Source organism: Flavobacterium sp. M31R6, from assembly GCF_013284035.1.
GTDB lineage: Bacteria > Bacteroidota > Bacteroidia > Flavobacteriales > Flavobacteriaceae > Flavobacterium.
In genome coordinates this window covers 1,338,003-1,363,928 of the sequence record NZ_CP054141.1, presented here as the reverse complement: position 1 = coordinate 1,363,928, position 25,926 = coordinate 1,338,003, and the positions used below count along the sequence as shown (strand labels likewise).

General features: G+C 33.1%; 26 protein-coding genes. 12 read left to right on the top strand and 14 right to left on the bottom strand.

Going from position 1 to position 25,926, the window contains the following annotated elements:
• Positions 1 to 281: 281 nt before the first annotated feature.
• Together HQN62_RS05520 and yihA are read left to right on the top strand one after the other, a co-directional pair.
• The gene (locus HQN62_RS05520) at positions 282 to 1,055 is read left to right on the top strand and encodes an alpha/beta fold hydrolase (protein ID WP_077373371.1); all 774 of its coding nucleotides are present in this window, start codon (positions 282 to 284) and stop codon (positions 1,053 to 1,055) included.
• Between the two features lie 29 nt (positions 1,056 to 1,084).
• Positions 1,085 to 1,705: a ribosome biogenesis GTP-binding protein YihA/YsxC gene (gene yihA / locus HQN62_RS05515; RefSeq protein ID WP_173503613.1), complete on the top strand. Its 621-nt coding sequence runs from the start codon at positions 1,085 to 1,087 to the stop codon at positions 1,703 to 1,705.
• A gap of 84 nt (positions 1,706 to 1,789) precedes the next feature.
• On the opposite strand, the gene gldC is transcribed toward yihA, so the two are convergent.
• Complete coding sequence (gldC, locus tag HQN62_RS05510; RefSeq protein WP_111409904.1) at positions 1,790 to 2,125, bottom strand: gliding motility protein GldC; 336 nt, start codon at positions 2,123 to 2,125, stop codon at positions 1,790 to 1,792.
• Positions 2,125 to 3,084: a gliding motility lipoprotein GldB gene (gene gldB / locus HQN62_RS05505; protein ID WP_173503612.1), complete on the bottom strand. Its 960-nt coding sequence runs from the start codon at positions 3,082 to 3,084 to the stop codon at positions 2,125 to 2,127. Before gldB ends, gldC begins: the two co-directional genes overlap by 1 nt.
• A 199-nt stretch (positions 3,085 to 3,283) precedes the next feature.
• Between gldB and nadE the strand changes: the two genes are divergently transcribed.
• The gene (nadE, locus tag HQN62_RS05500) at positions 3,284 to 4,081 is read left to right on the top strand and encodes an NAD(+) synthase (protein WP_173503611.1); all 798 of its coding nucleotides are present in this window, start codon (positions 3,284 to 3,286) and stop codon (positions 4,079 to 4,081) included.
• 88 nt (positions 4,082 to 4,169) lie between these two features.
• Positions 4,170 to 4,799, top strand: coding sequence for a response regulator transcription factor (locus HQN62_RS05495; protein WP_077373388.1), 630 nt, complete (start codon positions 4,170 to 4,172; stop codon positions 4,797 to 4,799).
• Here HQN62_RS05495 and dnaG read toward each other — a convergent pair.
• From dnaG to HQN62_RS05470, 5 genes are all read right to left on the bottom strand, one after another.
• Positions 4,796 to 6,772, bottom strand: coding sequence for a DNA primase (dnaG, locus tag HQN62_RS05490; protein ID WP_173503610.1), 1,977 nt, complete (start codon positions 6,770 to 6,772; stop codon positions 4,796 to 4,798). The genes HQN62_RS05495 and dnaG overlap by 4 nt on opposite strands.
• Before the next feature lie 115 nt (positions 6,773 to 6,887).
• Entirely contained in the window at positions 6,888 to 7,928 is a 1,041-nt protein-coding gene (locus tag HQN62_RS05485; RefSeq protein ID WP_173503609.1) for a coiled-coil domain-containing protein, read from the bottom strand.
• A gap of 30 nt (positions 7,929 to 7,958) precedes the next feature.
• A complete protein-coding gene (locus HQN62_RS05480) occupies positions 7,959 to 8,657 on the bottom strand; it encodes a hypothetical protein (protein WP_173503608.1) in 699 nt (232 codons plus the stop codon).
• A 15-nt stretch (positions 8,658 to 8,672) separates the two neighbouring features.
• Positions 8,673 to 9,230, bottom strand: coding sequence for an RNA polymerase sigma factor (locus tag HQN62_RS05475; RefSeq protein WP_173503607.1), 558 nt, complete (start codon positions 9,228 to 9,230; stop codon positions 8,673 to 8,675).
• 173 nt (positions 9,231 to 9,403) lie between these two features.
• Entirely contained in the window at positions 9,404 to 10,381 is a 978-nt protein-coding gene (locus HQN62_RS05470) for a polyprenyl synthetase family protein (RefSeq protein WP_173503606.1), read from the bottom strand.
• Between the two features lie 347 nt (positions 10,382 to 10,728).
• Between HQN62_RS05470 and HQN62_RS05465 the strand changes: the two genes are divergently transcribed.
• On the top strand, positions 10,729 to 11,589 hold the full coding sequence (locus tag HQN62_RS05465) for a hypothetical protein (protein ID WP_173503605.1): 861 nt from the start codon (positions 10,729 to 10,731) through the stop codon (positions 11,587 to 11,589).
• Between the two features lie 87 nt (positions 11,590 to 11,676).
• On the opposite strand, the gene rlmN is transcribed toward HQN62_RS05465, so the two are convergent.
• On the bottom strand, positions 11,677 to 12,720 hold the full coding sequence (gene rlmN, locus HQN62_RS05460; RefSeq protein ID WP_077376932.1) for a dual-specificity RNA methyltransferase RlmN: 1,044 nt from the start codon (positions 12,718 to 12,720) through the stop codon (positions 11,677 to 11,679).
• A gap of 632 nt (positions 12,721 to 13,352) precedes the next feature.
• On the opposite strand from rlmN, the gene HQN62_RS05455 reads away from it, so the two are divergent.
• From HQN62_RS05455 to HQN62_RS05425, 7 genes are all read left to right on the top strand, one after another.
• Positions 13,353 to 13,916 carry a YceI family protein gene (locus HQN62_RS05455; protein WP_173503604.1) on the top strand — a complete coding sequence of 188 codons (564 nt, stop codon included), beginning with the start codon at positions 13,353 to 13,355 and terminating at the stop codon, positions 13,914 to 13,916.
• Between the two features lie 11 nt (positions 13,917 to 13,927).
• Positions 13,928 to 15,322, top strand: a complete 1,395-nt coding sequence (locus HQN62_RS05450) for a hypothetical protein (protein WP_116796078.1) — start codon at positions 13,928 to 13,930, stop codon at positions 15,320 to 15,322.
• 28 nt (positions 15,323 to 15,350) lie between these two features.
• Positions 15,351 to 15,878, top strand: coding sequence for a YceI family protein (locus HQN62_RS05445; protein ID WP_254454516.1), 528 nt, complete (start codon positions 15,351 to 15,353; stop codon positions 15,876 to 15,878).
• Positions 15,879 to 16,747: 869 nt separating this feature from the next.
• A complete protein-coding gene (locus HQN62_RS05440) occupies positions 16,748 to 17,311 on the top strand; it encodes a YceI family protein (protein WP_116796080.1) in 564 nt (187 codons plus the stop codon).
• A 6-nt stretch (positions 17,312 to 17,317) separates the two neighbouring features.
• Positions 17,318 to 18,724 (top strand): hypothetical protein, encoded by a 1,407-nt coding sequence (locus tag HQN62_RS05435; protein WP_173503603.1) that lies wholly within the window; start codon positions 17,318 to 17,320, stop codon positions 18,722 to 18,724.
• A 1-nt stretch (position 18,725) separates the two neighbouring features.
• Positions 18,726 to 19,283 (top strand): YceI family protein, encoded by a 558-nt coding sequence (locus HQN62_RS05430; RefSeq protein WP_173503602.1) that lies wholly within the window; start codon positions 18,726 to 18,728, stop codon positions 19,281 to 19,283.
• A gap of 199 nt (positions 19,284 to 19,482) precedes the next feature.
• Positions 19,483 to 20,124 (top strand): O-methyltransferase, encoded by a 642-nt coding sequence (locus tag HQN62_RS05425; protein WP_116796083.1) that lies wholly within the window; start codon positions 19,483 to 19,485, stop codon positions 20,122 to 20,124.
• 124 nt (positions 20,125 to 20,248) lie between these two features.
• On the opposite strand, the gene HQN62_RS05420 is transcribed toward HQN62_RS05425, so the two are convergent.
• The 6 genes from HQN62_RS05420 to HQN62_RS05395 form a co-directional block, all read right to left on the bottom strand.
• Positions 20,249 to 20,809 carry a phosphatase PAP2 family protein gene (locus HQN62_RS05420; protein ID WP_173503601.1) on the bottom strand — a complete coding sequence of 187 codons (561 nt, stop codon included), beginning with the start codon at positions 20,807 to 20,809 and terminating at the stop codon, positions 20,249 to 20,251.
• Positions 20,809 to 21,207, bottom strand: a complete 399-nt coding sequence (locus HQN62_RS05415; RefSeq protein WP_116796085.1) for a Sec-independent protein translocase subunit TatA/TatB — start codon at positions 21,205 to 21,207, stop codon at positions 20,809 to 20,811. Before HQN62_RS05415 ends, HQN62_RS05420 begins: the two co-directional genes overlap by 1 nt.
• A gap of 166 nt (positions 21,208 to 21,373) precedes the next feature.
• Positions 21,374 to 23,617: a M1 family metallopeptidase gene (locus tag HQN62_RS05410; RefSeq protein ID WP_173503600.1), complete on the bottom strand. Its 2,244-nt coding sequence runs from the start codon at positions 23,615 to 23,617 to the stop codon at positions 21,374 to 21,376.
• Positions 23,618 to 23,683: 66 nt separating this feature from the next.
• Positions 23,684 to 24,187 (bottom strand): DUF6702 family protein, encoded by a 504-nt coding sequence (locus tag HQN62_RS05405; protein ID WP_116796087.1) that lies wholly within the window; start codon positions 24,185 to 24,187, stop codon positions 23,684 to 23,686.
• On the bottom strand, positions 24,184 to 24,942 hold the full coding sequence (gene bamP, locus HQN62_RS05400; RefSeq protein ID WP_116796088.1) for a BamP family beta-barrel-assembly machinery protein: 759 nt from the start codon (positions 24,940 to 24,942) through the stop codon (positions 24,184 to 24,186). Before bamP ends, HQN62_RS05405 begins: the two co-directional genes overlap by 4 nt.
• A 235-nt stretch (positions 24,943 to 25,177) precedes the next feature.
• The gene (locus tag HQN62_RS05395) at positions 25,178 to 25,900 is read right to left on the bottom strand and encodes a hypothetical protein (protein ID WP_173503599.1); all 723 of its coding nucleotides are present in this window, start codon (positions 25,898 to 25,900) and stop codon (positions 25,178 to 25,180) included.
• Between the last annotated feature and the right edge of the window lie 26 nt (positions 25,901 to 25,926).

Sequence of the window (25,926 nt, the reverse complement as noted above, 5' to 3'; positions counted from 1 at the left end):
CTCGAAAACGCTTAGTTTATAGACAATCAGAACGTTAGCCAATACACCGATTATTTGTAAGAAAGATTGTGTTTTGTTTAAAAGCCTGCATTTTTGATTATCAAAACACACTCTTAAAAGCCTAAAAAATCCATCAATTATTAGTTAAAAAACTAACGAAATACCCAGTCAAAACCTTTCTTTTCAGGAGAGACAATAAAAGGTTAAAAAATAGCCACTAAAATTCTTTTTAATTTTATAAACCCTATATTTGTGAAAAATTGAAAATTGTCATTTAAAACATGGAAAAATACTATAAAAAAGAAGGCAAATACGGATATTACGAAGCAGGAGAAGGAATTCCGATTGTCATCTTACATGGTTTAATGGGGGGACTTAGCAATTTTGACGCTGTGGCTAGTTACTTTTCTAACAAAGGGTACAGAATCATCATCCCCGATTTACCTATTTACACTCAAAACATATTAAAAACAAACGTGAAGAGTTTTGCTGTCTATGTAAAAAACTTCATTACTTACAAAAAATTAGACAGAGTCATTCTTTTAGGGAATTCACTTGGAGGACATATTGCATTATATCATACTAAAATGTTTCCTGAAAAAGTATCAGGACTGGTAATTACCGGAAGTTCTGGACTATACGAAAGCGCCATGGGAGACAGTTATCCAAAAAGAGGCGACTACGAATACATTAAGAAAAAAGCCGAAGATGTATTTTACGACCCAAAAATTGCAACACCAGAACTCATTGACGAAGTATATGCCACAGTAAATGATCGTATAAAATTAATCAAGACCTTGACTATTGCCAAAAGTGCCATTCGTCATAATATGGCCAAAGATTTACCAAAAATGCATGTGCAAACCTGTATTATTTGGGGAAAAAACGATCAAGTTACCCCTCCCGATGTAGCGGATGAATTCCACAGGTTATTACCTAATTCCACTTTGTACTGGATTGACAAATGTGGTCATGCAGCCATGATGGAACAACCAGAAGAATTTAACAAGCATCTTGAAGACTGGCTTACCCACACTCATCTTAGAGAACACTAATCGAAAAGGAGAATTTTACACTCAAAATCATGAAAATTAATACTGCCGAATTCGTAATAAGTAACTCAGATGTAAGCAAATGTCCAAAGGACTTTTTGCCGGAATATGCTTTTATTGGTCGTTCCAATGTAGGAAAGTCATCATTAATCAATATGTTGACCAATCAAAAAAAATTGGCCAAAACATCTGGAAGACCCGGAAAAACACAACTAATCAATCACTTTCTGATTAATAACAATTGGTTTCTTGTAGATTTACCTGGTTATGGTTATGCCAAAGTTTCCAAAAAAACAAAATCCATATTTCAAGAATTCATCACCGATTATTTCGAGACAAGAGAGCAGTTAGTTTGTGCTTTTGTTTTAATTGACATCCGTCATGAAGCACAGACAATCGATATTGAATTCATGTCGTACATGGGAGAAAGTGAAATTCCATTTTGCATTATTTTCACTAAGGCCGATAAAATCAGTAAAGTCAAAATAGATTCCCATATTGCAGCTTACAAAAAACAAATGTTTGCCAATAACTGGGCTGAAATGCCAAAATACTTTGTCACTTCGGCAACAGAATCAACAGGTAAAGAAGAATTATTAGGATATATAGACGAAGTAAATCAAGAAGTATTCAAAAATAATTCGGAGTTTTAAAACCTTTGTACTTAGAAAAAATAAATCCCAAATCTGAAATTAAAAATTCAGTTTTGGGATTTTTTCTGACTTGTCTACAATGAACTATTTTTTTAATTCTAGTTTCTCTGCAAAATAATCACAGAAGTCCAACATTGTATCTGACATTTTCTCATCATTTGTGGCTCTTTTGAAAGTATCCGCCATAGCCACTAATGTTTGATGAAAGAAAATTTTCATTTCATCAACAGGCATTTCTTTAGTCCACAAATCGATGCGCATGCTTTCCTTGGCTTTGCTATCCCAAACATTAAGCATGATTGCTTTTGATTCTGATAGCTCCACTCCTCCATCCTTTGCAGTCCAAAAAAGCTTTTCCGGAACGCGGTTTTCATCCAATTCGACTAAAAATTTAATTTCTGAGGTATTTTTATTTGACATTATTTCTTGGGTTTGTATTTTGATTTTTCGAAAATTTCTTTGGCATCCGTTTTTAATAACTGATCTACCGTAACATCATTATTTATCATAAAAGACCTAACAATTTGCCAACCTATCCAAGAACCTACTTGCCCTGGAGAATCATTATCTATTTCTAAATAAAATTTTGAAAAAGGAGCTGGATCAATAAAACGAGAGGTCAATTTTTGTTCATCACTAAAAAGCATTTCTCTTTCAATAAAATAGCGCCATATATAACTTTCATTTTCTTGGCACCAAACAATTTGCTCTGGAGTGTATCCCATTTTTTCGGCATCGCTGTATTCCGGAAGCAAAAGATCCTTTAAATAGAGTTGCTTTCCAAAATAAATCATTTGAGACAACAAATTTTTATCCGTTGGAGGAGCAATTTTTCCTAATGAAAAACTCTTCACTACATCTGGCATCATTTGTCTTTCTTCAAAATTTTGCTTCAGATATTTCGGAAAAGTATAAAACTTATGCTCTTTTCCCAAATACAATTCTAATGAAATTATAATCAACGAATCTGCATAAATTGCTTTATTCGCATAATCCATATCCGAAATTAGCGTAATCAGTTTAGGCGTTTTAGTCTTAGGAAAATAATATTTCATATGCTGAACCAAAGTTTCCACCTCATTTTGTATTCCATCAGTTGAGGCATACTTTTTCTCTACTTCCGTGTATACTTCTCTCCAAATTGGAGCCGTCATTTTATTTATCCAAACGCTATCATTAATAGCTGGTGAGAAAAAATAAGGATATTGCTTTTTTAATTTTGCAAGATCGTTTGGAGAAGTTTCAAAGAACTGCTTATCAAAACGTTCCACTTTAATTTTATCCACTGTTGTTTCTTCAATAGCTTTTTCAACTTTACTTTTTTGGTCACAAGACAACAAAAGTAAACTGCAAACTATCGTTAAGAGAAATAATTTCATGTTATTTTATTTATTTATCAGTTTCTCGACTGGTTTAAAGAATAATTCATAAATCTTCATAGGATTTTTCAACCTAAACCAAACATCCTCTATCTAATTGTATAATTTTATTTAAATTTGTTTCAAAAGGAATTCCGAAAAACAATACACATATTTTTTTTGCAAATATACATCCCTGCTTTTTAAAACTTAAACTATTATGACTAAAAAAAGAACCCTCCAAATCGAAAAAGTAAACACTCATATCGTAGAATGGCTAAAAAGCTATGCTGAAAATTCAAAAGTTAATGGATTTGTAATTGGAATATCCGGCGGAGTAGATTCAGCAGTAACCTCAACACTCTGTGCCCAAACAGGTTTAAAAGTATTGTGTGTTGAAATGCCAATTCATCAGGCGCATAGCCATGTTACTCGTGGACGCGAACATATTGAACAATTAAAAAAACAATATTCAAATGTAAGCAGTATTGAAGCGGACTTGACTTCGGTTTTTGAAGATTTCAAAAAGCAGGTTCCAGAAACAAGTGATGAACACAAACTTCATTTGTCGCTTGCCAATACCCGTTCCCGACTAAGAATGACGACTTTATATTATTTTGCAGGTATTCACGGATTATTGGTCGCTGGAACTGGAAACAAAGTAGAAGATTTTGGTGTTGGGTTCTTTACCAAATATGGTGATGGTGGAGTCGATTTGAGTCCGATTGCTGATTTAATGAAATCCGAAGTCTATGAACTAGGTGCTTATCTAAAAATCCCGAATTCAATTTTAAATGCAGCTCCTACCGATGGATTATTTGGAGACGAACGAACAGATGAAGACCAAATAGGAGCGAGTTATGATGAATTGGAATGGGCAATGCTTCTAACTGAGTCAGAAATAACCACAAACACTTTTTCTGAACGTGAAAAAGAAGTTTTAAAAATTTATAAAAAACTCAATCAAAACAATCAACACAAAATGAATCCGATACCAGTTTGTACAATAAACTGTTAAAAAAAAATAATTTGTCCGAAAAATTAGACTTATATGAAAATATTTTTTTAATTTTATATCTTCAAAAACAATCCTAAAACTAAATACCATGATTAAAGTTTGTTTAGCAGATAACTATCCTGTAGTACATTTTGGAATAAAATCGTACTTCAAAGACCATTCGGACATTTCCATCGTTGCTAACGTTGGCAATTTTGCAATGGTAAAAGACATCCTTCTTACCAAAGAAATAGATGTGCTTGTATTGGACCTAGAACTTGAAGGCCTATCAAGTATTTTCGAAATCAAATCGGTTTTGAAAAATTTTCCAAAAACAAAAATTATTTTTTACAGCGGTCTTTCAGAACAGATTTACGCTCCAAATGCTATTAAAGCAGGAGTTTCTGGATTTGTTCACAAAACTGAAAAACTGGAAACTTTAGGTCAATCGATCATCAAAGTAAATCAAGGCAAAATCATCATGAATGAAGCTGTCATGAAAAACATTGCTTTGATTGCAAAACAAAGTAAAAGCGAGCGTTTGTACAGAAAACTTTCCAATCGTGAAGTTGAAGTATTGCGTTATTTAAGCGACGGTAAGAAAAACCACGAAATCGCTGAGATTTTATCGCTCAACGAAAAAACAATCAGTACTTATAAATTACGATTGTTAACTAAATTAAATGTTACGAATCTAGTAGATTTAGTAAATAAAGCTAAAACTTTAGAAATCGTTTAACTGTATCGCGACATGACTCTTCCTAGTTTTTTCGAAAAGGAATTAATTAGTTTGTAGTAGTCCATTGCCATAGACATAGACTCTGTATTATCTGAACCTGGTTCATTTGATACAGAGTTTTTTAATTCCTCTATAATTTTGTCTACCAAGTACCAACGCATCGTCAAAATAGTTTCGGATACATATTGACTAATAGTCTCGTTTTTGGTTTTAGGAATAATGTTCTGTCCTTCCCAATTGTGCAATACCAAACGCTCATCTTCCATTAATATATCGGTCACTTCTTGAGCAAAATCGGAATTTAAATGCATTAAATATTTTTCAAATTCTAAATTTTCATTCTGCAGAAAATATTGGATTAAGTCATTGAAAATATCACGGAATAAAGGATTGGCAAGTTCCACCTCATCTTCCTGCAAACTAAGATAAATCCTTTGATAAACTTTATACTCTTTCTTTTCGGTTACATTTTCGATTTCACCCGATTCATTTGTTCTGAGGTAAACATCTTCAAATTCTTCTGTTTTGTTACCATACAACAAAAGAATCTCAATTATTTTGCGCTCCAAACGATACAATACATCCACTTTTGCAGCTTGAACAGGATTTTCATTTTTTACAATTTCAAAAGCTTTTTGTTCCTGTTTTGCTTTTTTCCCTACTTCGGTAACATCCTTTTGAACCAATTGTGCCAAAGTGCTTGTCAAAACCTGCTCGGAAATATCCATTATTCTGGAACATTCCTGAATGTAAATCTCGCGCTGGATTCTATCCGGAATTTTTGAAATACTGGCAACCATATCCCGAATCAAATCGGCTTTCTTAACGGGATCATTTTTGGCATCATTCATCAAAAGGGATGCTTTGAACTGAATAAAATCCTTGGCATTATTTTCTAAATAGGCAACTAAATCTTCATAGGACGTTTTTCTGGCAAAACTATCAGGATCTTCTCCATCAGGAAATGCACAAACTTTTACGTTCATTCCTTCCTCAAGAATCAAATCGATTCCGCGAACAGAAGCGCGAAGTCCCGCAGCATCACCATCAAACAGAACAGTAATATTTTTAGTAAGTCTATTAATTAATCGAATTTGATCTGGAGTAAGCGCAGTTCCCGAGGAAGCAACAACATTTTCAATTCCCGCTTGATTAAACTGAATAACATCAGTGTAGCCTTCAACCAAAAAACAATTATTAAGTTTTGCTATTGATTGTTTGGCTTGAAAAATACCATACAGTACTTTACTTTTATGGTAAAGATCACTCTCTGGCGAGTTTAAATATTTGGCAGCTTTCTTGTCATTGGTCAAAATCCGACCTCCGAAACCAAGCACCCTTCCAGACATACTCTGAATAGGAAACATCACCCTGCCTTTGAATCGGTCAAAAGGGCGATCTTCCCTAGCAATGGTCAATCCTGTACTTTCCAAAAATTCCATTTTATAGCCTTTTCCTAGAGCTTCTTTTGTAAAAGCATCCCAAGTTTCAGGAGAATATCCCAAGGCAAATTTCTTGATGGTCTCATTGGTAAAACCACGTTCTTTAAAATATGAGAGTCCAATAGCCTTTCCTTCTTCAGAATTTAAAAGTGTAGTATGAAAATAGGTCTTGGCAAATTCAGAAACCAAATACATACTTTCGCGAACATCAGTATTTAATTTTTCTTCTTCTGATTGTTCCGTCTCTTCAATCTCAATATTGTATTTTTTAGCTAAATACCGAATGGCTTCCGGATACGTAAAATGCGAGTGTTCCATTAGGAAAGCAACGGAGTTCCCACCTTTGCCAGAGCTAAAATCTTTCCAAATTCCTTTTGCTGGCGAAACCATAAAGGAAGGGGAACGCTCATCCGAAAACGGACTCAGCCCTTTGAAATTACTTCCCGCTCTTTTTAACTGTACAAAATCTCCAATAACCTCCTCTACTCGAGCGGTTTCAAAAACAGTATCTATCGTTGCTTGTGATATCAATTTATTTTTAAGTTGCTAAGTTACTAAGTCGCTAAGTTACTAAGTTTTTGAAAATATTAACCCTTTCAGAGTTTGAAACTCAGAAAGGGTTCTTAAAAAACTAACTATAACTTTTTTAATTAAAATCGAAACGAAGTCCTAACGAAATATTATTTTGATCAACAGCATTGTTTTCAAATAAAGGCTGCAAATCATATTTTAAATATATACTGGTTGCTTTATAACCTACGTATGTGCTAAGACCATAATTGAAATCATTTACATTATAATTGCCTTCCGTTTTTTGCTCCACATCATTCCCAACAGCATCATCATAACAAAGAATTTGTTTGGATTTCACCCTAAATCCAGCATATCCCCCCAAACCAACTCGCATGCTTTTATGGGTTCTAAAATAATTAGCATCATCCCGTATTTCTTTCTTAGTAAAATCAAATTCCAGATGCAAAGGCACCATGATATACACATTTCTAAATCTGGATTCATCTAAATGCACTGAACTGGTTACCAAATCGGTTTGCGCACCGTTTTTCACAAAGTAACGATCATCAGTTGCGCGCAGATTATTATACATCAAAGACATTCCGTACTTAAAATGCAATAGATTATCTTCTTTTAGAATTCTTGTATTGTAGGTCAATCCCCATTCATAAAAGTGAGATTTCCAATATTTAAAATCCGAATTGGCAACTTGCCTGTCTGTAACCAAATTATTTGCCCCAAGAGCAAATACAAACTGGGAAGTAGTTCTTTTTTCTCCATTACTACACTTATCGTGGTGAGAGAAATAATCTTTACTAAAATGAATCGTAATCGTTTTGGAAGTATCTACGACTTTTATTTTTCCATCCACTTTATCCTGAACCAAAACATGTAGTTCTTCCTCCAGCTTAGCTACTTTCTCTTCTATTGTTTTCGCACGCGCTTCGGCCAAAGCTTTCTTTTTTTCATCAGCTTCTTCATTCGTGATTTTGCCTTGGGCTAATTGTTCATTAACTGCTTCGACTTCTACTTTCAATTCATTTTTTTCTTCTTTTACAATGGTTTCTATCCTCGAAGCGATGTCTTTTGCCTTGCCTTCAAATGATTCTTGAGCTCTCATTTTACTTCCGAAAAGGCATACGAATACTACTAAGTAAATTTTAAAATTCCTCATGTTTGTTTGTTTTTAAATGTGATTGATGATTTATTCTGAATTTCGATTGCTCAAAGCCAATTTCACTGCTTTAAAATTTTGATTTACAGTTTTAATTGCTTTTTCTCTAAAAGTAAGATCTAGTTCACCATCGACTTGAGTAAGCAATTCGTTCGAATTAACTTTAACATTCGATTTGGCTACCGCAGAACTCTTTCTTGGAGAGGCATTATCTACCGATGCTAATAGCTCGTCAGCATTAACATACTTTGGTTTTGTTGGAACTACTTTCTGTTCCGCTTCTTGATTGATGATTACTATTTGTTGTTCTTGAACAATTTCTTTTTCTGCAACTTGAATTCCTGAATTTGACAAAACACTGTCAGAACCAACTTTCGATTTTGTTTCTGTTGATGCTAATTGCTTTTCAATATTTTTTGTTGCTTCAACTCTTTTAGGCAAATTTATTTTTTCTGGCACAGTTTTTATTTCAGGAATAACTTTCGATTCATTAACTACAATTTTATCCTTATTAATAACAGTCTCATTTTTATTTTGATTAAAATACAAAGTACCTATTAGCAAAAAACCTAGAATACTGGCAGCAATATACATCCACTTAAAGCTGCGTTTTGGTTTTTCGGCAACAGTAAGCATAGCATCTAACCTATCCCAAGAAGCTTTTGAGGGGGTAATCTCCCTTGCATTAATCTTTTCTTTAAATTGATTTTCTATAACACTCTTTTTCATCCTATTATTTTTTACTCAAGAATACTTCTCTTTATTTTTCAAAATATTTATTTGATTTTTCAAAATTCTTCGAGCATGTGCAAATTGGGATTTGGAAGTACCTTCATTAATTCCCAACATACTTGCTATTTCTTTGTGCTTATACCCTTCTATAACAAATAAATTAAAGATGATTTTATAACCATCCGGCAAACTGTCTATCAAACTTTGAATATCTTCTATAGAAAACTGAATATCGGCTTCACTATCCACTTCTTCAAAACCTACGGAATCTTCTATAAAATGAACCTTTTTTTGAACCCTGATAAATGAAATACATTCATTAATCATCGTTCTCCTAATCCAGCCTTCAAAACTTCCTTTGTTTTCAAATCGTCCTAAGTTGACAAACACTTTCATGAAAGCAGTAATCATTACATCTTCGGCCAATTGCAAGTCTTTTATATACTGCCGGCAAACACTTAACATTTTTGACGAATATTTGGAATAAATACATTGTTGTGCCTGTCGGTTGTTTTTGACAGCCAAAGCAATTATTTCATTTTCTTCCTGATGTAAATTAATTACTTTCAAAGTGGTTTAAAAAAGTGGTTCTATATGTATAGACGAGAATTAATGCAAAAAGGTTGCATGGGTTTAAAAAAAAATATCAATTTCAAAAATCAATGACAATAACAATGTAAAAATCAATAGCAATTACTTTTGAAATTGCCATTGATTTTTGAAATTGATATTGATATTGAAAACTATTTCTTTCTTTCGATAACGTAATTCACCATCAGAATAAGTGCTGCTTTATAATCGGATTCTGGATAATCGTTCAGCAGTTGTAGTGCTTCTTGCTGAAATTCCACCATTTTATTTTCGGCATAAGTCAAACCATGATTGTCTTTTACAAAAGCAATCACTTCTTTGACTCTTTTTTTATCCTTATTGTGGTTTTTTATAGAGTTGATAAGCCAACTTTTCTCTTTTGAAGTACAATTATTAAGAACATGAATTAATGGCAAAGTCATTTTTTGCTCTTTGATGTCGATTCCTGTTGGTTTTCCAATAGCTTCTTCAGAATAATCGAATAAATCATCTTTGATTTGGAAAGCCATTCCGATGAGTTCTCCAAACTTTCTCATGTTCTCAACCTGAATCTCATCCTCGACAACCGATCTAGCACCAAGAGCACAACAGGCTGCAATAAGTGTAGCCGTCTTTTTTCGGATAATTTCGTAATAAACAGCTTCGGTAATATCGAGCCTTCTGGCTTTTTCTATTTGAAGTAATTCACCTTCGCTCATCTCTCGAACAGCAACAGAAATAATTTTGAGTAAATCAAAGTCTCCATGATCGATAGAAAGTAACAATCCTTTGGACAACAAATAATCCCCTACCAAAACAGCAATTTTATTTTTCCAAAGCGCATTAATGGAGAAAAAACCTCTGCGACGATTACTATCATCCACCACATCGTCATGAACCAATGTTGCCGTATGAATTAATTCAATTACACAAGCTCCTCTATAAGTTCGCTCGTTGACAGAACCTTTGGATACCATTTTGGCCATCAAGAAAACAAACATAGGTCGCATTTGCTTTCCTTTTCTGTTGACAATATAGTACGTAATGCGATTTAAAAGTGCCACTTTGGAGGTCATTGATTCATAGAACTTTTTTTCAAAAAGTTCCATTTCGTAAACTATTGGCTGCTTTATTTGTGTAGTAATATTCATTTAGATGTCAAATATACTATTTTAAATAAAAAAACGTTAGTCATAATATGTTAAGTGTAAATAATTATTTTGTGATTTTATATTAGTAATTATATTCATTGATTCTTTTACGCTATAAGTTTCTTGCAAAACGGTTTTAAGTATGATTATAACTTTATAAAAAATAGTGTTTTATAGTAACTCCATTACTGGAACACAAATAACATTACTCAAAAAAATCCTGAAAATATTGATTCCCCTTAAAAGGAATTATTCTTTTATTATTTTCAAAAAGAAAATAAAGTCTTTAGACTGAATTTCTTTTTTGAAAATTAAACATCTTATAATAAACCTTAAATCTATTAATTATGAAAACAAAGATTTTTTTCATTGCTTCGTTCATAGCAATAGCCTTATTTATTAGTTGTGACAATTCAAACAATAGTTCTGATAACACGAATCCAACTTCTCCAACCAGCCAGATAGCTGTAGACAACAAAATTGACGCTTCCATTGAAGACGTTTCAAATATAGCGGAAGATCAATTTTCTATGAAACAAAGCGGTACAGCTAAGTCATCTGAAACGGTAAAAAGTTTTTTGCCAGCCTGTGCTGTTACAACATGGACATATGTAGACGGAACATTTACTGGCACAATTGATTTTGGAACTGAAGGCTGTACTCTTGAAAACGGAAATGTATTAAAAGGAAAAATCACTCTTTCTTTCTCAGGAAATTTCATGACTCCAGAGCAAACGATTACTTATTCCTTTGATCAATTTTATCACAACGGCAACAAAATTCAAGGTAGCAAAACCATTATAAGAACTCTCAAAAGCACCGAATTACTTGCAGCAGTGCATCCTGTATTCACTTGTACCGTTGACATGACTATAACTTTTGAAGATGGATCTGTTTATACTAGAACAGGAAATAGAATAAAAGAAATGGTCGAAGGTTATGACACAAAAGGCAATTGGAGTGATAATGTTTTCTTGGTAACGGGAAGTGAAACCACAGCCTGGCCAAATGGAGACACTAGTTCAAGTACTATTAAAACACCGTTACGTTATGAAATGGCCTGCAAAAAACCATTCCCTGTTTCTGGTACTGTTTCAAAAGTTAAAAATGGCGTTGAAACATTGGTCGATTATGGAACTGGAGAATGCGACAATCTAGCCTCTGTTACTACTGGAGGTGTGACTACTACTATAGAATTAAAAAAATAAAACAACAACTTTCTTAAAAGAAAAAAAGCATTAAAATGAGCCTAACTGTTCTTTTTAATGCTTTTTTTATTTCTCTTAGTTTGATATTTAAGCTTCTTTATTGGCTAATTGCCCACAAGCTGCATCAATATCCTTTCCACGGCTTCTTCTTACTTTTACCACAATTCCAGTGTTCTCAAGTGCTTTTATATAGGCATTTATAGATTCTTCGGAAGCTTGTTGAAATTCCCCATCATCAATTGGATTGTATTCAATCAAGTTTACTTTACAAGGGACATATTTACAGAATTTCACCAGGGCATCTATCGAAGCTTTATCATCATTAATTCCTTTCCAAACCACATATTCATAGGATACTTTGCACTTTGTTTTTCGATACCAATATTCAAGTGATTCTCTTAGATCTGCCAAAGGGAAATTTTCACTAAAAGGCATGATACGGGATCGGATTTCATCAATAGCGGAGTGCAATGAAACCGCCAATTTGAATTTCACATCATCATCTGCCAATTTCTTAATCATTTTGGGAATCCCTGAAGTAGAAACCATAATACGTTTTGGAGACATTCCCAGTCCTTCTGGAGAAGTGATCATTTCAATCGCTTTCAAAACATTATTATAATTCATAAGTGGCTCACCCATTCCCATAAAAACAATATTCGAAAGTGGATGATTGTGATACAGCCTGCTTTCTCTATCAATCGCAATTACTTGATCGTAAATTTCGGCCGGTTCCAGATTACGCATACGTTTCAATCTTGCAGTAGCACAAAAATTACAATCCAGACTACACCCCACTTGACTCGACACACAAGCAGTTGTTCTGGTTTGCGTTGGAATCAAAACACTTTCTACTACCAATCCATCATGCAACCTAACCGCATTTTTAACAGTTCCGTCTTCACTTCGTTGCATCGTATCCACTTTGATGTGATTGATAACAAAATTATCTTCCAGCATGGCACGAGTGCTCTTGGCGACATTAGTCATATCCTCAAAGCTATGCGCACCTTTACTCCACAACCATTCGTAGACTTGATTGCCTCGAAAAGCTTTATCACCATTGGTTACAAAAAAATCTCTTAGTTGGTCTTTGGATAGTGCCCGTATGTCTTTTTTCTCAATTTGCATGGTGCAAATTTAATGACAATTTGTTGATAGTACAATTTTAAATAAATGACACTCAAATAATATTCATTTTAACGAATACTTTCAGCTTTTAAAAACTCAATATTATCTTCTGCAACTACATCAAAAAAAAATATTCATTCAATTTAAACAAATCCATTTCATTCTTTACTAAAGACATCTAAAAAACAAGTTTCTGAATTATTTAAAAATGTTAAAATCACATTTTTTCATCGCATTAACAAATAAATTGGAGGAAATACAGTATTTTTTAGGTGCAAAATTTCAAAAAAGCAAATAAAAATAAAACTATATAAAGGAGAAAATCATCCTTTATAACAACCTTACAAAAAGACCCTTAAGTCCCATACACAAAGGCATTTAGCTATTTTTATATTAAATAAACTTTACGAAAAATAGCAGCAAAAAACGATATAGTTAACAATTTAATCATATTGTTAAATAAAATACAGTTTTTATATTTTTCTTAACATGATTTATATCATATTCCCATTTTGACTTCCGTCCTAAATTTGTACCAGTTAAGCAAGTAAAAAAGATTTTAAATGAAAAATTAGAACGAAATCTTACTGCTCTAACTAAAGTTTAATTACAATCAATTTAAATAAAAAGTCATGAATTTAAAAATTAAAACAATTATCACCTCAATGGTTTTGTTTACAATGACCTTAACTGTAAACGCACAAAAAGCCTACAATTTAGATGCAAAAACAAATTTTTCTGTATTCGGCACCTCTACATTGCATGATTGGGAAATGAAATCACCTTCAAGAACAGGAACAGCCAATCTTACGGTAACCGATTCAAAAATAACTGACATTAATAGTATTGACATTACTCTTCCTGCTGAAAGCATTAAAAGCGAAAAAAAGAGCATGGATAAGGTAGCTTACGAAACTTTAAAAACAGACAAATTCAAAAACATTAAATATGTTTTAAAATCCGCTGACAAAGTAAACGAAACTACTTGGAACCTTACCGGTACCTATACCATCGCAGGAGTTTCTAAAGTCCTAAAAACACAAGTAAAAACCACAGTAACAAATGGAGTAGTAAACATACAAGGATCCAATAAAATAACATTCACCGAGTTTGGCATGAAATCTCCTACGGCCATGTTTGGAGCAATAAAAACAGGAGAAGACTTAACAATAAAATTCAATTTAAACTTTAACTAAATACCATAATCATGAGAAGAATTTATTTCTTAGCAGTAGGGCTATTATCAATGGCCGCTGCAAACGCTCAAGTATCATTTGGGCAAATGCAAAATCAAATTTCAAGAAGCAAAGATGGAATTAACGTTTTTGACGTACAAAAAGACGACAAGGAATTCAAAGGACTAAGTGTTGACTTAGGAGGCGCATTCAATATGGATTTCCAAGCAATAAATTCGTTCAATGATCAACCAGCAAATTTTCCTGCACCTTCAAAAATTACTGGATATCGATTAATGAATACTGAAAATAATTTCGTTCTTCCTGCTGCCGATATGACTATTGGAGCTCAATTGTTTGATGGTGTAAGAGTAAATTTAGATATTTATTTAGCTTCAAGACACCACAATGACACTTATGCAAGAGGTGGATATTTACAAATTGACAAGCTAGACTTCATCAAAAAAGACTTTTTGGCTGATATAATGAAATACGCAACCATTAAAATCGGACAAATGGAGAACAACTATGGTGATGCTCACTTTAAAAGTTCAGACAACGGTAGCACGCTTAGAAATGCATTCGTTGGAAATAATATCATGAATGCATTCACTACTGAGATGGGTATCGAAGTATATTACAACAGAAACGGATGGGTAAGCATGTTAGGTGCCACAAATGGAAATTTAAATCAAAGTACTCAAGAAGTGGCTTATCCTACTCTTTCTCCTGCTACTCCAGATGCAAATACAGCTGTTAGCCCAACAATCTTGGCCAAATTTGGTTATGACAAACAACTCAACGAAGATTTGAGAGTAAGACTTACAGGTTCTTACTACCATAATGCAAACTTGGGTAATTCAAACTTATATGCTTCTTCTAGATCAGGATTTGGTTTTTGGGGTGTATTGAACAATAACGCTTATAAAAATAACGGTGTTGATGTTGCTAGTAATTTTAATTCAACTTCCACTCCGGAAGCAACTTTCAACCCTAATTTCAAAAACTGGGCTACTTCCTATATGATTAACCCATTTGTAAAATACAAAGGTTTTGAATTCTTTGGAACTATCGAATTAGCTTCAGGAGGAGATAAAGCAGGGGTCGACAACAAACGTACTGCTGACCAATATGCCGGAGACATTGTTTACAGATTTGGAAAAACTGAACAATTCTATATCGCCGGAAAATACAATACAGTATCTGGAAAAATATCTAATGCTGATGCCAAAAAAGTTACTGTAGACAGATTTGAATCAAGTATTGGTTGGTTCATGACTAGAAACATAGTGGCAAAATTAGATTATGTAAGTCAAAACTACAGAAATTATACACAATTTGTAGGAAACGTGCCTACTGGAAATGCCAACAATTTTTATGGTGGTAAATTCAACGGTCTTGTATTTGAAGCAGCAATTTCATTCTAATATGTTTCAAAGGTTATCATTAATAGTTATGGGTTTGGCACTTTTCTTCATACTTGGAAGTGCTAAACCCATTTCTTTATTAATTGACTCCAATATTATCATCATTGAAAGACTGGAAATAGAAATCGTAGGAAATTCGACTGTTGGCCGATACAATTGTTCCAACTCCCTTGCATACAGAGACACCATTTATTTAAACTCAAACACTAAAAACAGTTTAAAGTCTGAGATCTCAATGAACAATTTTGAATGTGGAAACAGAATTATGAACAAAGACGTAAAAAGTACTGTTAAAGCAACTAAATTTCCCAAAAGTACCGTCACCATTACCAATATAAAACCTTTTGGAGCCAATTACAAATGCAGTTTGACTTTTCGCATAACTGACAAAACCCTTTCATACCAGAACATGGTTTTAAAAACCACAAAAGAATCACTTGAAGGTGTTGTAGCAGTAAATTTTTCAGACATTGCTCTTGAACCACCAACAAAAATGGGAGGCCTCATAAAAGTAAAAGATGAATTCGTGATTCATTTCAACTTGTACAAACAATAATTCCATTACTTCCTTCATCCCAGTTCCTAATTAAAACAATTGTTTTTATTAGGATTTTTTATTTTATAATGGGTTCTAAAAACCTTCCCAATACTTTTTAAAAAATAAAACTTCGAACTGTAGACTATCTCTTAACGTTGTACGATGACACTTTCTTCTGCATCGGGGTTAACAAATTTCATCACATTTCTAAAATCCTCAAAAAAAGAAGCTCTGGGAAATTTTATTAAAAAAATTCATGAAAGACATTGACTAAAAAACTTTAATTACATAAACAATTTTTAAGAGCATTTTTCAGAAAGCCAAAGTTTTTTTCCGTTACTTGGCCAGAACTTAATCTCAATTTCTAATAGAGCACAAAAAAACAAAATCGTTAAAACAATAAAAATCAAGCAACTAATTTAATGCCATATGTTTTTTATAACTTTTGTTTTATTAAATTTGTCATAATCCAAAACTAAAAACATACTTTCTGGATTAATTTAGTTAAAATAATACTCTTACCAAAAAAGAGTTTTGGTAGGTTTTGATAAAAGGCAGAAATAAAAAAATTATGTTAAATAGTCCCAAAAACAACATAATTATATTTTAACAAAAAAAAACACTTACATTTTCATTTTTCTTTAAATAGAGCAAAAATTATTATTTTCAAAAAAAAGACATAATTATCGTTTGAAGAATCAACATTTATAAAATTACAGCTTTTACATTTTATATTAACAAGAATAATAATAACATTGTATTTGAAATTAATTTTATCTCACACATTTTATCTAATAATCTCAGTTAATCTAATGCTTTCAAGACGAATTAATTAAAAACTAAAAATATTTTTCAAACACGATTACTAACTAATTTTCACAAAAGTCATGAAAACAATTCTTAAAAAAATTTCTACAACCTTGACATTATTTATGATTGTAATGTCCGCAAATGCCCAAAAGAATTATACGTTGGATGCTAAAACAAATTTTTCGGTATTTGGAACCTCAACATTGCATGATTGGGAAATGAAATCAGCTTCAAAAACTGGAACCGCAAATTTAACCGTCGCTAACTCAAAACTAACAGCCATCACCAGCATTGACATAACCCTACCCGTAGAGACGATAAAAAGCGAGAAAACCAAAATGGATAAAATTGCCTATGAAACTTTAAAATCAGACAAAAACAAAAACATCAAATATGTTTTAAAATCTGCTGAAAAAGTAAATGAAACAACTTGGAACTTAACAGGGACTTACACTATAGCCGGTGTGAGTAAAGAACATAAAACCCAAGTTAAAACATCAGTTACCAATGGAATTGTTAATTTACAAGGATCAAACAAAATAACTTTCAAAGAGTTTGGTATGAAATCCCCAACTGCTATGCTTGGCACAATAAAAACTGGAGAAGATTTGACAATAAAATTCAACATTAACTTTAAATAAAAGACTATGAGAAAAATTATCTTTTTTGCAGCCGGTATATTTTCCCTGACCGCCGTTAATGCGCAGGTTTCTTTTAGAAAAATGCAAAACATGATTCCTCGGAGCAAAGAGGGATTGAACGTATTTGATGTCAAGAAAGATGACGTTCCTTATGACGGTATGAGTGTAGATCTAGGTGGTGCTTTTGCTATGCAATTTCAAGGACTAAAATCCTTTAACGACCAACAAGAAGGCACATATCCAGCTCCCAATGGGGCTTTGATTTCTGGAAATGCCGGAACTACGGGTTACAGATTAAACGGTTTAGAAAATAACTTCAATTTACCTGCAGCCAATTTGACTTTTGGAGCTCAATTAGCTGATGGAGTACGTGTAAATTTAGATGTCTACCTTGCATCCAGACACCATAACGAAACTTGGGTAAAAGGTGGCTATTTACAAATTGACAAATTGGATTTCATCAAGAAAGGGTTATTGGAAGATTTAATGAAATACACCTGCATAAAAATCGGTCAAATGGAGAATAACTACGGTGATTCCCACTTTAGAAGAACTGACAATGGTAATGCTCTCTTGAATCCTTTTATTGAAGCCAATATCATGGATTCCTTTCAAACGGATATGGGAATGGAAGTATACTACATCAGGGACGGTTTGGTAAGTATGTTGGGAGTTACAAATGGCAAATTAAACCAAGGTGTTGCCGAGTTTATTCCAGGTTCTGCAACTCCAACTGCTCCAGATCCAAACACTACGGTAAGTCCAACTGTTTTAGCTAAATTGGGATATGACAAACAATTGGACGACGATTTAAGAGTAAGAATCACAGGATCCTACAATCATAATGCCAACATGAGTTCAAACCCATGGGGGTCAGACAGAGCCGGTAGCCGCTATTTTGGGGTGATGTCACACCAAGCTTATTCGTATAATACAACTCCTGTAGCAAATAACTTTGACCCAGCTTCTAATGCCACCACCGGAAGATTCAGCCCTGGATATTCAAACTGGTACACCGCATTCATGATTAATCCATTTATCAAATACAAAGGATTGGAGTTCTTTGGAACTTTAGAATTCACAAGTGGTGGAGACAGAAAAGGAAGTGATGACACTCGAAAAGTAGATCAATACGCAGCCGATTTAGTTTACCGATTTGGAAATACAGAACAATTCTATGTTGGCGGAAGATACAATATCGTTTCAGGAAAATTATCTAACGCTTCTGACAAAGTTAATGTAGATAGATTCGAAGCTTCTGCTGGATGGTTCATGACTAAAAATATTATTGCTAAATTAGCCTACACAAATCAAAACTATTCAGACTATTCCCAATACAGCGGAAACAGTTTAAACGATCTTTACGGAGGTAGTTTTAACGGAATTATGTTTGAAGCGGCTATAACTTTCTAATATGAAACAAAGAATATTATTTACAATTATGGGTTTAGTTCTTTTCTTTTTACTGGGAAAAGCTAAACCCATTTCCTTACTTAATGCTGAACCAAACATCATAGTTATCGACAAACTGGAAATCGAAATTTTAGGAAATTCCACTGTGGGTAAATACAATTGCGCCAACTCACTCGCATATAGGGATACTATTTATCTAAACTCAAACGTTAAAAACAGTTTGAAATCAGAAATCTCTATGAACAATTTTGAATGTGGGAACAGAATTATGAACAAAGACCTTAAAACCACTGTTAAGGCAACCAAGTTCCCAAAAAGTACCGTTACCATTACCAATATAAAACCTTCCGGAACCAATTATAAATGCAGTTTGAATTTTCACATAACAGACAAAACTCTTTCATACCAAAACTTAGTTTTAAAAAACACCAAAGAATCTCTTGAAGGAATTGTAGCTATAAAATTTTCAGATATTGGTCTAGAACCACCAACAAAAATGGGAGGTATCATAAAAGTAAAAGATGAATTCGTGATTCATTTTAACTTGCATAAATTATAAAATTAATTTCTTTTTTACTTCTACTTACTAAAAACAGATGCGCAGTTAAATTTTTTCGTTTTTATAATAGGCAAAAAAAAAGCTTTCTCATTGCTTTTAATTTAAAGCCAAATCATTAAACCGTTTACAAAATCAAATCAACTCCTTTTTTATAAATGTTAAATGAATAACTTTACAACAAATTTCAACAACGCGCAAAATGCATTTCATTTCCCAAGATTTAGAAGATTATATAGAGCAACATTCTGAAAAAGAACCTGAATTACTGGCAGCACTTAACAAGGAAACCTACCAAAAAATATTATTGCCCAGAATGCTCAGTGGTCATTTTCAGGGACGGGTTTTAAGTATGCTTTCTAAATTAATTCGTCCTGTAAACATTCTCGAAATTGGAACTTACACGGGCTACTCGGCTTTGTGTTTGTGCGAAGGCATGCAGGAAAACGGACAATTGCACACCATTGATATCAAGGAAGAATTGGTTGATTTTCAGCGGAAGCATTTTGACAAGTCGCCTTGGGGCAAGCAAATTGTACAACATTTAGGTGAAGCTGTAGATATCATACCAAATCTGGATTTGAAATTTGACTTGGTTTTCATTGATGCCGACAAAGAAAATTACTTGAATTATTTTGAAATGATTTTGCCAAAAATGAATAAAGGCGGCATCATTTTATCCGATAATGTGTTATGGAGCGGTAAAGTTCTTGAACCGATACATCCCAATGATATCAGTACCAAAATACTTGTGGAATACAATCAATTGCTTAAGGATGATCCAAGGGTAGAAACTGTTTTATTGCCTATACGCGATGGATTGACGGTGAGTCGGGTGCTTTAAATTTTAGATTGCAGATTCATAAAAAATCCCATTCGTTCGTGAGCGAATGGGATTTTTTTACTAAACCTCTGTCTGTTTTATGCTAACTGTATTCTATATCCTGCTATCAATATCTTTCAGAAATTTAAATCTTTCCAGTTTTTAGTGCCCACTGGTATGCTTTATACATCAGATATCCCGTAATTAGTCCGCACAAATATCCGGCAAGAATGTCAAATGGATAATGCAATCCCAAATAAATTCGACTATAAGCAAAGATTAACGGCCATAGAAACAAGAAACCAAAAAACTTGAAATTTTTCTTGAAAATAAGGTACAAAAAAGTAGCCACAGCCATGGTATTGGCAGCATGCCCAGAGAAAAAACTAAAAGAAGTTCGAACTTGAACTACTCTGATAATAGTATTAATTTCGGGATTATTACAAGGTCTTGCTCTTTGAAAAGTATATTTAAACAGATTGGTTATTTGGTCAGTGGCCAACAGCAAAAAAGCAATAAAAAGCAACAAATAACCTGTTTGCTTTATTCCGATTTTTTTATAAATAAAATAGAATAACAATAAAAAAAAGGGAATCCAATTAACTTGTTTGGTAATGATAAGCCAAAGTCCATCATAGGTTTCGGAACCTAAACCGTTGAGGTAAATAAATAATTGGGTATCTAGGGCAAGTATTTTTTCTAGCATTACATTTGTCGCTTTATAGGTCCTGTCAGATCATCTAAAACGGTTGTCCCATCAGGATTTTTGGTACCACTTAGCACACTGTCTTTTGTCTTGTTAACTTCAGTACTGAATGTTTCGGTAATTCCGTTTAATGTATTGGATGTTTCTCCCAAAAGATTTGTCTTTACTTTATTGATTTCAGAATTGATACCACCAGTTAAACTATCCAAGGTCTTTTGATCAAAACCATTAGCTTCGGCACCTTTTTGGATTTCGCTTTTAATATCGTTGGTTGCGTTTTTAAGCTGTGCCATTGCTTTACCCATAGTCCTTGCGATTTCTGGCACTTTATCGGATCCAAAAAGCATCAATACGATAAACATAATAAAAACTAATTCGCCTCCTCCTATTCCAAACATAATTTTTGTATTTAATGAGCAAAGATATTAAAATTTAAAACTTTGTGTTTTAATTATTTCATAAAAAAGGTGCTAAGATGCTAAGTTTCTAAGACTCTAAGGATTTAATTACCCTTGAAAAATCTTAGCCTCTCAGTACCTTAGCACCTTAGTAGCTCTTTTGCAATTAATCAAATTTTGATTTTGTTTCCACTTTTGGCCATGAATTGTTAGTTACATCAATATCGGCAGTTTCCAGTTTTGGATCGATTAAAATTTGTTTGATAGCTTTGTTAGTGGCGTACACTTTTTTGGCTGTTTCATTATTTTTTCTCCAAATTTGAGCTGGATATTTGTAATTATCCATCGTCCCATCTTCATAAGTAATTTGAACAATAATTGGCATTGGCATTCCACCAGGCTTATTGAACTCTACTTCATAAAAGTATTTTGGGTTTTTCAAAGCTGCCTTTTCTTCAGCAGTAAGTTTTTGATTTACATATTCTGAAAGAGTACTTACTTCTTCTATTTGCAATGGCTTCTTTGAAGCTGGATTCAATTCTGGATTATCTCCAGCAATTAAATACACAAATGGTCCTTTTTCCACTCCACTACGTCCTTTTCTAACTTTTACATCTTTCAAAGCTACAGTTGGAGTTTCTGTCACATAATATTGTTTTACATCGCTAACACCAATATCTACAAAGTCTGTAGAATAAAACCAACCTCTAAAGAACCAATCCAAATCTACTGCCGAAGCATCTTCCATTGTTCTGAAAAAATCTTCTGGTGTTGGGTGTTTAAATTTCCATCTGTTAGCATATACTTTGAACGCATAATCAAACAACTCACGCCCCATAATTGTTTCTCTAAGAATATTAAGCCCTGTAGCTGGTTTTCCGTAAGCATTATTTCCAAACTGAATGATGTTTTCAGAGTTCGACATAATAGGTTCCAACATTTTTTGATCACCACTCATGTAAGGAACAATATTCTTAGCTGGTCCACGTCTGGAAGGGAAATTAGTCCCCAATTCCTGTTCAGCCATATATTCCATAAAAGAGTTTAATCCTTCGTCCATCCATGTCCATTGACGCTCATCAGAATTCACAATCATTGGAAAAAAATTATGACCTACCTCGTGAATCACCACTCCGATCATTCCGTTTTTAATTTGTTCGCTAGTCACTCCATTCTCATCTGGACGACCAAAATTCCAACAAATCATTGGATATTCCATTCCTTGATCTTCAGCCGAAACTGACACCGCCTTTGGATAAGGATAATCAAAAGTATGAGAAGAATAACTTTTTAAAGTATGTGCAACCATCTTTGTTGATGTTTCTCCCCAAAGCGGATTGGCTTCTTTAGGATAAAGTGATTCTGCCATAACAACTTTTCCACCCAATTGCACCGCCATTGCATCATAAATAAATTTTCTTGAAGTGGCGATTCCAAAATCCCTTACGTTTTTAGCGCTAAATTTCCATGTTTTCTTTTGATCCGAGAATCCTTTTTCAGCAGCTTCAGCTTCAGCTTGAGTCACAATAACCACAGGTTTATCAAATGATTTTTGAGCTAATTGATATCTTTTTACTTGTTCTGGCGTAAACACTTCGCTTCTGTTCATTAACTCCCCAGTAGCATCAACAACATGATCCGCAGGAACCGTAATGTTTACATCAAAATTCCCAAAGGGCAAAGCAAATTCTCCACCTCCCCAAAATTGCATATTTTGCCAACCTTCAACATCATTGTAAACCGCCATTCTTGGATAAAATTGGGCAATAACATAGAGTCTGTTGCCTTCTTTTTCGAATAATTCATAGCCTGAACGACCTCCATCTTGCTGATAATTATTGATATTGTACCACCATTTTATAGAAAAAGTCATGCTAGTCCCTGGCTTCATTGGCGTAACCAAATTGATGCGCATCATCGTTTGATTAACGGTATAGGATAATGGATTTCCTTTAGCATCTTTTACATATTCAATGTTAAAACCGCGATCCAATCCCTCTTTCAAATATTCATTGGCAAATTTATTTACAGGCAAAACAGCCTCTATTTTTTCATTTTCAACCAATGGAGACTGAGAGTTTTTGGCAGCTTGGTTTTGATCCATTTGCACCCACAGATATTCTAAATTATCAGGTGAATTGTTATAGTAAGTAATGGTTTCAGAACCGCTTAATTTAGCATTTTTATCATCCAGCTCTACATCAATTTTATAATCAGCCTGTTGTTGATAATAAGCTGGTCCCGGAGCTCCTGCTGCAGTACGAAACATATTTGGAGTTGCCAATAAATCATACATTTGACTGAATTTATTGGTGTCATATTTACCAGGTTGTTTCACAGCTGGTGTAACTGCTTTTTCTTGTGCCAATAAAATTGTTGGAAGAATAAATAAAAATGAAAATTTTCTCATAAACTAGCGTTTAAGTTGTTTTTAGGCGGTGAAAATAACAATTTTAAATAGAATTGTTGTTTCCCATCAATATTTTAACACTTGTTTAGTAGAACTCTCAGTAAAAAGAAAACTTTTCTTAGTACTAAATGCTGTCACGTGGACTATATTTTGCTGTTCGGCAAAACAATCAATTAATACGGAATTATAAATTTCGAGAGCATTTATTTTCGAAATTTCTTTAACGTTTAAATAGCAAACCAACACATCACCATCCATTTCCTTGCTCAAGAAATTCATTGTTTTGGGTTGTCCATTGACTTTAATGGTAAAATTTTCGGCTAGGTATTTTTTTAATAAATCTAACGACTCGACAGTCTCTTTATCAGTTCCCAAAAAAAACTTTCTGTTGTATTTTTTTTCCAGAGTTTTATTGAGGTCATCAACAAATATGCGAGAAGTAACTTGGAGCATTTTTTTTTCGGGTGCATAATTTATTTGGTAAATGGCCATGTAAAATTTATGGACACCAAAACTGCTTATCGAAAATGCAAAAAACAATAAAAGAGCGACAACTATACCTTTTTTCATTTTTCAAAAGTAGCAATATTTTTGAACTCATTGTTTTTTGCAATTAAAAAATCCATTATTTCAAATTCTTGATTTGTATTGACAAAAGTTTTTGATTTTGGATCATTTTCGCAAAACAAGAGAAATAAACCTACTTGATCGTCTTTCAATTTTAACTTATCCGTAAAAAAAGAATAACTGACACTTTGCATGGCAACAGTAGTAAAACCAACATCCGAAACCAAATCAGATTTATTCGGATTGTTTTTAAATAAGTTTTTGAAAATTTTATTATAGACTCTAATGACGTCCATATTGTTTGGATCTCCCGTTCCTGTTGGCATCATTAAAATATTATCCGGATTGGATTGTTGGTCATCATAATACTGAGTGTCCACAATTTTTTGTGTATTCCCAAATTCCGGATGCGGACCATTTTTAGCATAAACAACTACTGCCAGCAATTGATTGGCAACGGCATTAAGTTTTATTCTGTAAAAAGAAGAAGAAATATCTTTTTCTGAAAGGACTACTTTTTTACTTTTAAAACCTAAACTAGTAAAAACCAAGGTGTCTTTTACTTTAGCCAAAATGCTGAAATATCCCTTTGTATCAATTATTGAACCTGTTTTTGCATTTATATTAAAAACCAAACCATTTTCAATAGCAATAGAGTCATTTACCACTTTTCCATGCACAGTTTTACGGGTCAAAACTTGACCAAAAGCAAGATGACAACTCAAAAACAAAACCAAGATTCCTAATACATTTCTCATTTGTAATTACTTAAAGTTTAACAACTTAAAAAAGCAGTTTCAGTATCAAAACGATACCTTTGCGCCTATTAAAATTACAACTTTATTTTAATCTTAATGATATCTACTGCTGTTATTTTTTATAATTTCTTCTGAAAAAGTATTTAAATTTTGATTGTCATTTTTTTTGAAAAAGATTCCTGAATCAATACCGAACAATATTTCCACCATTAAAAACAAAACAATTTAATAGTGATTATTCTTTACTTACCCTTTTTTGATTGTAAACAATAGAAAGATTTGCCATTAGAAACATGCTCATCGTTTTATCTTTAAGACTTAAGGATTCAACAAATCGCTTATCTTCAACACAATAATACTGAAATCCTTTGATGAGTTCTTCGGGAATTTTTAAGGTTTTGGTATAATATTTATTTCCAAAAAGATATTCTAATTTTTTTAATAATAATTCTTTCTTTTCTATTTCGACATTCATTTTAAGAATCTCTTTATCCCCTGAAATAGAACTAAATAACCCTTGAATACCACCAGAATTAGAATATAATCTTCGCTCTTGTGGCGTAAATTTAACTTGTCCCCGAGGAATTATCCCTAAGTTTTTAGCCGATATATTGGCATCTTTATTAATAATCACCTCATCCAATTCAACAGCGTTAAAAATCATATCTACTTCCATCATTCCTGAATTGTATTCGTGTTTGTACACGTATTTTTTCAAATACTTATAATCAATTCCTGAGAAGTTCAAAATATCTCCTTCTTTTGCTTGAATCGAAAAACAACCATCTTTATCAGTTACCGCCATCATTTTGTTCATACAATTAATAACGCTAATTCCTTCCAATTTTTTTGTATCGGATACAACTGTTCCAATTATGATTTTTTCAACATTCGTTTGCGCTGTCAATAACTGATTTTGGCCTAATAAAACAAGTAATACAATTATACTATTTTTCATTTATAACAAATAAAATTCAACAATTT